We start from the raw sequence: 12,699 nt of genomic DNA on the forward strand, positions 1-12,699 counted from the left end.
TTTCCACAAATAAAAAGACCCCAACACCTAGGGCGTTGAGATCTTTTCAAGCTAAAAGTCTTTGAGTACTTTTTTGTTAAACCCCAAACGCGGTTCTTAGTACGTAGAAAATAACAATAGCAAGGGCAGCGCCAACTGGCAATGTAATTACCCAAGAAACTACAATGTTTCTGATAACACCCATGTTAAGTGCAGCAATACCACGTGCCATACCTACACCTAATACCGCACCAACTAAGGTTTGAGTAGTAGAAATTGGCATACCTGTACCTGATGCAATAACAACGGTAGACGCAGCAGCTAATTCGGCAGCAAAACCACGGCTAGGCGTTAAGTGAGTAATACCTTCACCTATCGTTTTAATTACCTTTTTACCTAAAATAGCAAGACCGGCAACAATACCAAAACCACCTAGTGGTAAAATCCACCAAGCAATAGCCGCTTTTTTAGCAATTTCACCGTTGCTTTCAACAATGTTCACAACCGCAGCAAGTGGACCAATTGCATTCGCTACATCGTTTGAGCCATGCGCAAACGCCATACAACACGCTGTTAATACCATTAATACCGCAAATACTTTTTCTACGTTATTAAATTGCATTTGTTTATCGGCTTTAGGGTCGATATTTAAACGTGAAATCGCAATTTTACCAATAATAGCCACAATCAGAGCAATCGCGATCGCAATTAAATAGCCTTCAGTAGCGCCTAGGTTAATACCTATATGCTTTAAGCCTTTTTTAATTGTTACTAGCGCCATAATAAAGCCCGCTAAACCCATGTACAAAGGTACAAAGCGTTTTGCGTTTTTAAGTGGTGCATCAGTATCAAAAATCAGCTTTTGCGCACTCATAAAGATTAAGTAAGCAATAAAGCCCGAAATAGCAGGTGTAATAATCCAGCTACCTACAATACCACCTACTTTATTCCATTGAATAGCCTCTGTACCCACTGCAACTAATGCAAAACCAATGATTGCACCAATAATTGAGTGAGTTGTTGAAACAGGCCAACCTAAAAATGAGGCAATTAATAGCCAAGCACCCGCTGCAAAAAGCGCAGAGATCATACCTAAAACCATTAAATCAGGGAGAGCAGTAAAAGGCGCAGCATCAATAATACCTTTACGGATTGTTGATGTAACCTCACCACCTGCTAAGTAAGCACCAGCAAATTCAAAAATCATAGCAATAATAATTGCTTGTTTAATTGTTAACGCTTTTGAACCTACCGAAGTACCCATCGCATTAGCAACGTCGTTCGCGCCAATACCATAAGCCATAAAAAAGCCGACTGCTGCGGCAATTAAAACTAATACCGTGCCGTAAGATGCAATGATATCCATTGTGTAACCTTAATCTTTCGTTTGAACTGATTTTTATAAATTAACGAGCTAGCATCAGCTCAAGACGTGATCCTACGCGCTCTGCAATATCTGCAAGTTCGCCAACCCATTCAATTATTTTGTATAAAAACATAACATCAATTGGGTTTAGCTCGCTTTCTACATCGCGTAGTTGGCGGCGTACTTTAATTTGCATTTCATCCGTGTCTTGTTCTATGGCATCCAATTCTACGAGCATTTTTTCTACTAAAGTCACCTCGCGACCTTTAAAGCCCGTTTCTAACAATTCTTCTAACTCATTAATTGCTTTTGATGCTTGTTTAGTCGCATCAACACAACGTGTTAGATAAGCTAAAAAGTCTGCTTGCATAGCGCTAGGAATTGTCATTTCACGGCCAATTACGCGCCCTGCAATGTCTTTAGCCTTATTTGCTATTTTATCTTGTTGAGTTACGAGTTCGAGCAGATCTGTACGCTCTACCGGCATGAATAAACCACGCGGTAATTGTAAGCGTATATCTCTTTTCATATCATCAGCTTCACGCTCTAAATTACGAATAGTTAAGCGAAGCTCTTCTGCTTGCTGCCACTCTTCTTTAAATACGTGATTAAAAAAAGGTATCAAGGCTTTACTTGCTTGATGAACCTTCTTGATGTGTTCTTCCATTGGTTTGATAGGAGATTTTGCAAATACTCCTAAAAACGCGTTTGTAGGCATAACTGACCCTTTAATCAAATTGATATGCTTTGCAGCACGAATTTTACAGTATTAGCCGCGATTGTGAACGCTTTTTATTATTTCATCATGGCTAACAATGCATAAAGCGGCACTAAGCCGCTTTAATAAAAAAGAATGATAGATAAAAACCTACAACGATTTTTCTATATCTTCTTGAGATGTATGACGAATATCTTTGCCGTTTACAAAATAAATAATGTATTCCGCAATATTTTGGCAACGGTCGCCAATACGCTCTAATGAACGTACAGACCATACTAAATCCATAATTTTAGGAATTGAACGTGGATCTTCCATCATGTAAGTCATAATTTGACGCGTGATTGCTTCATATTCACGGTCAACTTTTGCATCTTCTTTATGTACTTCAAAGGCGCGTTGTACATCCATGCGCGCAAACGCATCAAGTACATCGTGTAGCATTTTTAAAACTTGGCGACCCATGTTTTCAATATTCACTAATAAATCTTGCTGATCTTTAGTAAATGAATCCAAAGCCACTTTAGCAATGCGCTCTGCTTCATCGCCAATGCGCTCTAAATCGGCAATCGTTTTTGCAATGGCAATTACTAAGCGTAAATCGCTCGCAGCAGGCTGACGACGAGCAATGATGCGCGTACATTCATCATCAATGCTAACTTCCATTGCATTTACTTTGTAATCGTTCTGGCGTACTTTTTGTGCCAGTTCAGCATCATTACGACTTACTGCATCTAATGCACTGCTTAGCTGCTGCTCAACTAGGCCACCCATGTTAAGTACATGGTTACGAACATTTTCTAGCTCTTGGTTAAAGCGCCCAGAAATATGCTTATTTATATTATGTTCCATAATTACCTTCTCTTAAATTCGTTTACAACACTAAAACGTATATGACTAGCCGTAACGGCCTGTAATGTAGTCTTCCGTTTTCTTTTTGCTTGGCGTTGTAAATAAGGTATTTGTGTCTGAGTATTCAATCAACTCGCCCATGTACATAAAGGCCGTTTGATCAGATACACGTGCTGCTTGTTGCATGTTATGTGTCACAATAACAACGGTAAATTTGTTCTTTAAATCGTTAATTAGCTCTTCAATAACCAAAGTAGAAATTGGATCAAGTGCCGATGTTGGTTCATCAAGTAATAGTACTTCAGGCTCAATCGCAATTGAACGGGCAATAACTAAACGCTGTTGCTGACCACCCGATAGGCCAAATGCGCTATCGTGTAATCTGTCTTTTACTTCATCCCATAAAGCCGCACCGCGAAGTGATTGTTCTACCACTTCATCTAGCTTACGCTTTTCTTTAATACCTTGTAAGCGTAGGCCATAAACCACATTTTCATAAATTGATTTAGGAAATGGGTTAGGACGCTGAAACACCATACCCACGTTACGACGAAGCGCGGCTACATCTACACTTTTATCGTAAATGTTTTGGCCGTGAAGTAATATTTCACCTTCAATACGACACACATCAACTAAATCATTCATGCGGTTAATACAACGCAATAGCGTTGATTTACCACAACCCGATGGACCGATAAACGCCGTAACTTGGCCTTTCGGGATATTCATATTTACTTTGCTAAGCGCTTGCTTTTCACCATAGTAAAGATCAAGGTCCTTAATCTCTAACGCTTTTTGGTCATCAGTTAAGTTTTCTAAGTCTAACTTCAAGCTTTTGTTAGCTTGGTTTACTTGTGGAGCGACTGTAATCATGTTTGTTACCTATAATTCTTTACTAATTAGTGTTCAAGCGATCTGAATTTTTCACGTAAATGGTTACGTATTCCTATCGCTGTTATGTTGAGGGTAATAATCACCGACACTAATAAGAAGGCCGTTGCGTATACCAGCGGGCGTGCCGCTTCAACATTCGGGCTTTGAAAGCCCACATCATAAATATGAAAGCCTAAGTGCATGAACTTTCTATCTAAGTGAAAATAAGGGAAGTTGCCATCAAGTGGTAACGTAGGGGCCATTTTTACAACACCTACGAGCATTAACGGCGCAACTTCACCGGCCGCTCGAGCAACAGCAAGTATTAAACCTGTCATAATTGCTGGGCTTGCCATAGGAATAATAATACGCCACAAGGTTTCTACTTTGGTTGCACCAAGCGCTAATGAACCATCACGCACTGTACTAGGAATACGCGATAAACCTTCCTCGGTTGATACAATAACAACCGGTAATGTAAGAATAGCTAATGTAAGCGCAGACCACATAACACCCGGCGTGCCAAATACTGGCGTAGGCGCAGCTTCTGGGTAAAACAGTTGGTCGAGGCTACCACCTAACATGTAAACAAAAAAGCCTAAGCCAAATACACCGTAAACAATAGACGGTACACCGGCAAGGTTAATTACCGCAATACGAATCATCTTAGTTACTGCATTTTTAGCTGCGTATTCATGTAAGTAAATTGCAGCTACAACACCAAATGGGGTCACAATAACGGCCATTAGCATTACCATAAATACTGTACCGAATATAGCAGGGAATACGCCGCCTTCGGTGTTTGCTTCACGTGGGTCGTCTGATACAAACTTACCCAGTTGCACAAAGTAATGACCTAATTTTGAGAAAAAGCCCATGTCGTTAGGCAACCAAACATCAAGCACTTGATACAGTGGAATGGTGACTACTTCACCACGCATGTCCTTAACTAAAACTTGGTCACGTTTGGCTTTTTTACGCAGTGCAAATAACTCTTTTTCAAGTACTGCGTATTCGTTACGTAACTCGGCACGTGCTTGAGCAAGCTCAGCAACACGCTCATCGGTTAGTTCGTCATCAAGTAGGTACGCTTTTTCTTGTAAGCGAAGACGCTCTAATTCGTAGTTGATATGACCGATGTCGCCATTTTGTAAATCAAGCGCTTCGTCGTTTAAATCAACCGCACGCTCTACTAGCTCATGTAAGGTTTCGATTTTATCGCCAGTAACCGGCTTTCCATCTTTAATTACACCTTCTATGTAGCCATAAAAGTTACCGTTTTTACTGCGCTCAAATACAGCAAGCGTAGCCGGTGTACTTTGCTCAGTAATATCGGTTTCTAATATCCAACGAAAATCTAAATCTACATATTCGCGGTTACCTGTTTTTATAAGTAAACGCTCAACTTCGTCTTTATTAAAATCTGATACATCAATACCTGTTGCAGCTAAACGCGCTGTAGGCACAAGTTCTCGGTCGTAAACTTCACCAATTATGGTTTGTTTTGAAATAGACCCTTCTAGCTCAAATTGAACTACCTCTGATGGCCAGAAAAAGCTTAATCCCTTCCAAGCTATCATTGCTAATAAACCGAGAACTGAAATTAAGCTGATGCTTACCGCACCACCTGTCATCCAAATCCAAGGAGAACCAGACTTAAACCACTGCTTTACCATGTCGTGTCTCTCCACTTACATTGAGCTGTATTTTTCACGCAGTTGCTGACGAACAAACTCAGCCACTGTGTTGAAAATAAAGGTGAATATGAATAGTACAAATGCTGCTAAGAATAATATTCTATAGTGCGAGCTGCCTACTTCTGATTCAGGCATTTCTACCGCAATGTTTGCTGCAAGCGTACGCATACCTTGGAAAATACTCCAATCCATAATTGGCGTATTACCTGTTGCCATTAATACAATCATGGTTTCGCCTACTGCACGGCCAAGTCCCATCATTACAGCAGAGAAAATACCTGGGCTTGCTGTAAGTAGTACAACACGTACTAGCGTTTGCCACTGCGTAGCACCAAGTGCTAGTGAGCCATTTGATAAGTGTTTAGGAACACTAAATACGGCATCTTCTGCAATCGAGAATATAGTAGGAATAACGGCAAAGCCCATCGCAATCCCCACCACTAAAGAGTTACGTTGGTCAAACGTCATACCAAGCTCATTGGTTAGGTATTGACGTACATTGCCGTCAAACATCCAAAGCTCTACTGTTTCGCTCATTGCAAACGATACCCAGCCTATAAATAATACAACCGGAATAAGTAAAATAGAGTGCGACCCTTCAGGGATTTTATGGCGAATACTCGCTGGTAACTTAGTCCAACCTAGTGCTGTTGCTAGCACACCTAACGGTAATAAAATCAATAAGCCGACAATAGCTGGTAGGTGCTCTTCTATAAGTGGCGCTAACCACAGGCCTGCTAAAAAGCCTAATATTACAGTCGGGAGGGCTTCCATAATTTCTACCGTTGGCTTTACCACTTTACGCAGCTCGCTCGACATAAAGTAAGCGGTGTAAATAGCGGCAGAAAGCGCAATGGGTACTGCAAATAGCATGGCGTAAAGCGCTGCTTTCAACGTACCAAACGAAATAGGAACCAAAGAAAATTTAGACTCAAAGTCATCACTTGCTGATGTAGATTGCCAAATATAACCAGGCTCAGGGTAACCTTCGTACCACACTTCTTGCCATAGTGCAGACCAGGTAACCTCTGGGTGCTCATTATGAATTTCTAATACGGTTAGTTGGTTATCGGCTAAAATAAGGGCGGCATTTGAGCGCGGAGCTATAGCAAAGTTTTTAATCTCGCCATCACTTACTTTACCTTGCCAAAGTTTTGCCTCACTTGTGGTGTAATACACACCTAGCTCACCATTACTGCTTGTAGTGAAGAAAGTTCGACGATAAAACTCGGTAAAAATGTTCAGCTTGCTTTGTTTAGTTGTTTCAAACGAGCGAATTTTTTGATACTCACGGCCGCTGTCTGTATTTACTTCAAACCACTGCGATACTTCACCGTTATCGTTTGCAAGCATGAGTGAGTTAGCACCAGCAAGTAGCTGCGCAGACACTAAGTTAGCACTTTCTTCGTTAGCCGAAAGCAGTTGAATTTGCTCTACTTCGCTTGGGTAGCGTGTATCGTAAACATAAATTTGATTTGCCGAACGTACAAATGTGCGGGTGGTGTCTGGCGAAATTAGAAGCTCATCAACACGGCCTTCAATATTAAGCTCAGTGCGCTCAACTACCCATTCTACTTCACCGGTAAACATGTTTTCTTCAGCAACAAAGCTGCTAAATAAAACGCGTTTGTCTTCGGTTAAAGCAACCACGGCTGTTTTATCTTCGTAATGACTAAATGCAAAACGCTTAATGGCAGCACCTTGCTCGTCAACTTCTAATGCCATTTTGCCAAGTGGATAATCTAAACGTGGCGTTAGCTTTCTTTCGTTGTTAGGAAAAGTAACTAAAAACTTAGGTGCTACCAGCACCACTGAGCCATTTTCTAAACCAAACGCATAATGCCCCTGAAACGGCGCACTGTTTGCAAAGCTTGATGCATCACTAGGTAGCTCGGCGCTTAATGTTTTAAGCTTTTTACCAAAGCTGCCATCTTGCACACTATAAAAATCTACCTTTCCTTGCTGAGAGAGTAAAAAAGCAACCTCAGTTTGCTCCTCAACACCTAAGCCCACAATTTGTTCAGCATTAGCAACGTTAAAACTGTTACGTTTTTCTACTTTTGCTGATTCAAAAATTGGTTGTACTACATAAAGAAGGTAAAAGAATATTAATAACAATGCTATTAATACCATTACTCCGCCTGCGGAAATACCCCACTTTGCAAACCGGTCTTTAAATAGACGGCTTCGATCCGTATTTAAAGTCGGCTTATTCGGATTGGAAGTCATCAAAACACCCTTTAATTCTGTCGTTGCGCAAATTATATTTCATCAAGATGACAGTAATGTTACAGATGTAATAAATACCCGCCTAAACGCTTTAAAATCAGTCCTTTTTTCTAATGACAGCGCTTGCTTAATTGTTACTCACTGATATGCCACAACATAAATCGATACAAAAAAGGGGAAATATTTAATATAAACGCCCTAAATTAGTGCCTATTTAGCTATTTAATAACGCGTTTTACTGCCCTGCTGGAGATGACTAAATTTATGCTTTTATGGCGCATCAGTTGTTAACACTTTTATGGTTAAATAAAGTACATAGCGCTCAAAACATTAAAAAAGTAAATGTTATGGTTCATAAATGACACTTATTATCAAAAATGCTATAAAATTGTTAATAAATTCAGAGTGTATTTATGTTCTTGAAGGAACTAATTTGTGCTTTTATTGGACAAACAATTTAACGCAGACAATACTAAATCTATGTATAACGAAACCAGACCGCAGCGCTAAAGTTAAAAAAACTCAACGATAAAGACACAAATAAGTAATAATAAACAATTAGTTTTTATGCGTTTATATTACCCACTACAATGATAGAAACGTTATAAACACTTAATGCCTACGCATTTACATTTTCAGGCTTAGAGAGAGCTATTTATGAAGCAGTTGGTAATCACCATTTTAGGGCAAGACCGGCCCGGATTAGTAGAAAGTATTTCATCGGTTATCTTGCAAAACAAGGGTAACTGGCTGAGCAGTAATTTAAGCCACTTACTAGGCCACTTTGCCGGTATTATTCAGGTAGAAGTAGCGCAAGAGCACTTTGAAGCATTGCAAAACGAATTAAATGCCTTACCTAAACTCGACGTGCGGATTGAAACTGGCAACACAGAAGTAGAGCCAAGTAGCAAAGAACAAATAAATTTTGTCATTACTGGCAATGACCGCCCGGGCATTGTGCAGGAGCTGGCAAGTGTAATACGCCACAAAGGCGCTAGCATTACTCACTTAAACTCAAGGCAACAAAGTGCGCCAAATTGGGGAGTGCCTATTTTTAGTGCCGTAGCGACTGTCACCTTACCCAGTGGTATGAATAAAGAAGAAGTTATTGATGCACTTGAATCGATTACCAGTGATTTAATTGTAGATATTGAAGAGGCATAGCCCAAACGCCGTTGACATAAAAATGACATGGTAGTCATTTTTATGTCATCTAACTGGCGTATGTTTGAGTAAAAAGGGCTGATTATTACTACTTTTATCGCTTTTTACATTTAAACCTCATAAGCGCACGCACAGCCCCAAATTAAATTTGAAACATATCCTGATAACGGAATAGATATGAATGCCCATATAGAACCCCCTCAAACAACTGAATATTTTGCAAAAGAATTAAGCTGGCTGTCATTCAACGAGCGTGTACTACAAGAGGCTAAAGATAAAAACAATCCGATTATTGAGCGCATGCGTTTTTTGGGCATTTTCTCTAATAATTTAGATGAATTTTTTAGAGTACGCGTTGCTGATGTAAAGCGCCGAATTTTATTAAATAAACTCCCCGATGCTAATTTTGAAGAAGACGAAATACTGCTTAGTGAGATACAAAAAAAAGTACTCCAGTTAGGTAAAAAATTTAACCACATACATCAGCAGGTATTAACCGACTTAAACCATCATAACATTCATGTTAGTCGCCCTGATGAGCTCAGTGAGTTTCATTTAAACTGGTTAAAAAATTACTTTCATGATCACGTTCTGCAACATACCTCTCCTATTTTGCTAAACGAGAACAAAGACTTCTCTACCTATATAAACGACACCATGACCTACTTATTTGTAGAGATGAGTGATGAAAAAAGTTATTACGCAATGCTTGAAGTACCCACCGACAGGGTTGATCGCTTTATAAACCTGCCTCCAGAAAAAACCCGCCGTCATAAAACCATTGTAATGCTTGATGATGTCATCACTTACTTTTTAAACGATGTATTTAGTAGCTTTTTTTCTTATAAAAGCATTGCCGGTTATGCAATAAAATTAACTCGCGATGCAGAGTACAACCTAGACGACGAGCTAGAGGCTGGCTTACTTGATAAAATGTCCAAAGGGTTAAAACAACGTATTTATGCTGAGCCAGTAAGGTTGGTTTACGATCAAGCCATGCCTGAAAACATGCTAAAAGTGATGAAAAAGCGCCTCGGTGTCACGCATCATGATGCGTTAATCCCCGGGGGGCGTTATCGTAATTTTAGAGACTTTATATCGTTTCCTAATGTAGGGCGCCAATATTTAGAAAACAAACCCCTCCCAGCCTTGCAAAGTAGTGCGTTTAATAAACATGCCAGTGTATTTGACGCTATTAGCGAGCAAGATATTTTACTGTATTACCCCTACCACACTTTTAATCATGTGCTTGAATATGTGCGCCAAGCGGCCTTCGACCCAAAAGTTACGCAAATAAAGGTTAATATTTATCGTGTAGCGAGCAAATCTAGGCTGATTTCATCGTTAATTAATGCCGCTCAAAACGGTAAATTAGTGACCGTTATGGTTGAGCTAAAAGCACGTTTTGACGAGCAAAATAATATTGAATGGGCAAAGGTGCTAAGCAGTGCAGGTATTAAAGTAATTTTTGGTATACCCGCACTAAAAGTGCACAGCAAATTATGTGTGGTGCACCGTAAAGAAAAAGGCCAAATAGTAAAATATGCTCATATTGGCACAGGTAATTTCCATGAAAAAACAGCCAAAATTTACACTGACTTTAGCCTATTTACTCGCCACACTGGTATTTGTGAAGAAAGCGACAGCGTATTTAGATTTATAGAAAGCAGTTATAAACCGTTCAAATTTGACTACTTAATGCTTTCGCCAATTAATGCCCGTGAAACGCTGCTTAATTTAATCAATAACGAAATTGACCATGTTAAAAACAACAAACCAGGCAAAATAACGGTAAAAATAAATAACCTCGTCGATAAAGAGCTGGTAGACAGGCTTTACCTAGCTGGTCAAATCGGCGTTAAAATTAGAATTATTGTACGTGGCATGTGCTCGCTCATCCCTGGCGTGCCTAAACTTAGCGATAATATTAAGGTAATTAGTATTGTTGATCGCTTTTTAGAGCATCCTCGCGTAATGGTATTTGGTAACAATGGCGATGAAAAAGTATTTATATCTTCTGCTGATTGGATGACACGTAACCTAGATCATCGTGTTGAAGTAGGTGTTCCTATTTTGGATGTTAAGTTAAAACGCCTTATAGTTGATATATTAGAGCTACAATTTAAAGACCGTACCAAAGCACGCATTATTGATAGCGAGCAAAAAAACGCTTATGTAAGAAGGGGTAACCGTAAAAAAATTCGCTCTCAGATAGCAATTTACGATTATCTAAAAAAATGGGAACACACTTATTATAATGAATGATCACCCTTCAATAGCCGCAGTTGATTTAGGCTCCAACAGCTTTCATTTAGTGGTTGCCCGAGAAGTAAACGGCACTTTGCAAATTTTGCACAAAGAAAAACAACGCGTTTATTTAGCCGATGGACTAGATGATAAATTTCGCTTAAGCCAAGCTGCAATAGACCGCGCCCTCGTGGTACTAAAGCAATTTGCTAAAACCTTACATGAGTTCCCCGCAAGTAATGTAAAGGTAGCTGCCACTTACACTTTTAGGCGCGCTAAAAATATTAACGCCTTTTTAGCCCAAGCTAGCGCTGTGTTTCCTTTTCATATTGATGTAATTGCAGGTCAAGAAGAAGCACGCCTTATTTATCAGGGCGTTGCGCATTATGTTCATAATGAAGAAAACCGTTTAGTGATCGATATTGGCGGTGGCAGTACCGAACTTATAATAGGTAAACATTTTAAGCATAAGCTTTTATCTAGCCGTAATATGGGCTGCGTTAGCTTTACAAAGCAGTTTTTTAGCGATGGAAAAATAACGGCCAAACGCTTTAACAAAGCGCAAATAAGAGCCGAGCAGGAGCTTGAAGCCATTTTTTCTAATTATGTAAGCGAAAATTGGCAATCAGTAATTGGCACCTCGGGCACTATAAAGTCAATCTTAGCGATGATAAGCGCCACAAACCCGCAACAACCTAACATTACTTACGACGATTTACTCGCGTTAAAACAACAGTTTATTAGTGCTAAACATATTGATAACTTAGCTATTGCAGGGCTTACACCCGAGCGCCAACAAAGCATATGCGGTGGCTTAGCAATTTTAATTGCGATATTTACAGAGTTTGCCATTAAAGAGCTGACCTACAGCGATTTTTCTTTGCGCGAAGGGTTGCTGCACGAAATGCAGCAAAAGCTGGCCCATAAAGATATTCGCTCAAACACCATTAATAACTTAAGTGAGCGCTACACTGCTGATAAAGCGCATGCAGCGCGTGTTGCTGATACGGCCATCTGGCTCTATAAACAGTTAAAAAATGTATGGCATTTAGATAATAACGACGATATTGCTTTGTTAACTTGGGCAGCAAAATTACACGAAATTGGTTTATCAATTAACTCATCGGGGATTAACAAACACAGCGCTTATATAGTGGCGTATAGTCAATTACCCGGTTTTACGCAGCAAGAGCAACTTATTTTAAGCTCACTTATACGCTTTTATCGTAAAAAAATTAAACTGACAGAGCTGCCAGAGTTTTTAACCATTTCTCAAAAGCACGTGCTTAAACTGATTGTTATTTTACGCTTGGCCATTTTATTTAATCAAAAGCGCCAAGTGAGCTTAAAGCCGGATATGGAAATAAGCGCAAGCAACTTAGGGTTATTTATTAAGTTTAGTAACAGCTATTTGCAAGAGCATACATTGCTACAAGCAGACCTAGAGCAAGAGCAGCTCTATCTTAAAAAAGCAGGGATTCAGTTTGAGTGCGTTTAATTTTATAAGGCTATTAAAAGCCCGTGACATTTTTTGTTCTAAAGTAATGTAATTGCGACACGCGCTTTTTAAAGTG

Annotated in this window: 9 protein-coding genes; 3 read left to right on the forward strand and 6 right to left on the reverse strand. The window is 39.6% G+C overall.

Going from position 1 to position 12,699, the window contains the following annotated elements:
- Positions 1–76: 76 nt before the first annotated feature.
- The 6 genes from VOI46_RS14895 to VOI46_RS14920 all read right to left on the reverse strand — a co-directional run bounded on the left by VOI46_RS14895 (position 77) and on the right by VOI46_RS14920 (position 7,714).
- A complete protein-coding gene (locus VOI46_RS14895) occupies positions 77–1,345 on the reverse strand; it encodes an inorganic phosphate transporter (RefSeq protein ID WP_004587619.1) in 1,269 nt (422 codons plus the stop codon).
- A gap of 40 nt (positions 1,346–1,385) precedes the next feature.
- Entirely contained in the window at positions 1,386–2,063 is a 678-nt protein-coding gene (locus VOI46_RS14900) for a TIGR00153 family protein (protein WP_004587620.1), read from the reverse strand.
- A gap of 150 nt (positions 2,064–2,213) precedes the next feature.
- The gene (gene phoU, locus VOI46_RS14905) at positions 2,214–2,915 is read right to left on the reverse strand and encodes a phosphate signaling complex protein PhoU (RefSeq protein ID WP_004587621.1); all 702 of its coding nucleotides are present in this window, start codon (positions 2,913–2,915) and stop codon (positions 2,214–2,216) included.
- 45 nt (positions 2,916–2,960) lie between these two features.
- Positions 2,961–3,788 carry a phosphate ABC transporter ATP-binding protein PstB gene (gene pstB / locus VOI46_RS14910; RefSeq protein ID WP_004587622.1) on the reverse strand — a complete coding sequence of 276 codons (828 nt, stop codon included), beginning with the start codon at positions 3,786–3,788 and terminating at the stop codon, positions 2,961–2,963.
- Between the two features lie 26 nt (positions 3,789–3,814).
- Entirely contained in the window at positions 3,815–5,464 is a 1,650-nt protein-coding gene (gene pstA / locus VOI46_RS14915) for a phosphate ABC transporter permease PstA (protein WP_004587623.1), read from the reverse strand.
- Between the two features lie 15 nt (positions 5,465–5,479).
- Positions 5,480–7,714: an ABC transporter permease subunit gene (locus VOI46_RS14920; RefSeq protein ID WP_039972240.1), complete on the reverse strand. Its 2,235-nt coding sequence runs from the start codon at positions 7,712–7,714 to the stop codon at positions 5,480–5,482.
- A 657-nt stretch (positions 7,715–8,371) separates the two neighbouring features.
- Here VOI46_RS14920 and VOI46_RS14925 point away from each other — a divergent pair.
- The 3 genes from VOI46_RS14925 (at position 8,372) to ppx (ending at position 12,623) form a co-directional block, all read left to right on the forward strand.
- Complete coding sequence (locus VOI46_RS14925) at positions 8,372–8,878, forward strand: ACT domain-containing protein (RefSeq protein ID WP_004587625.1); 507 nt, start codon at positions 8,372–8,374, stop codon at positions 8,876–8,878.
- Positions 8,879–9,055: 177 nt separating this feature from the next.
- Complete coding sequence (gene ppk1 / locus VOI46_RS14930) at positions 9,056–11,143, forward strand: polyphosphate kinase 1 (protein WP_004587626.1); 2,088 nt, start codon at positions 9,056–9,058, stop codon at positions 11,141–11,143.
- On the forward strand, positions 11,136–12,623 hold the full coding sequence (ppx, locus tag VOI46_RS14935) for an exopolyphosphatase (RefSeq protein ID WP_282337670.1): 1,488 nt from the start codon (positions 11,136–11,138) through the stop codon (positions 12,621–12,623). Before ppk1 ends, ppx begins: the two co-directional genes overlap by 8 nt.
- Positions 12,624–12,699 lie beyond the last annotated feature (76 nt).

Origin of the sequence: Pseudoalteromonas sp. CuT4-3, from assembly GCF_035666335.1 — a bacterium.
In the GTDB taxonomy this organism is placed as follows: Bacteria; Pseudomonadota; Gammaproteobacteria; order Enterobacterales; family Alteromonadaceae; genus Pseudoalteromonas; species Pseudoalteromonas atlantica.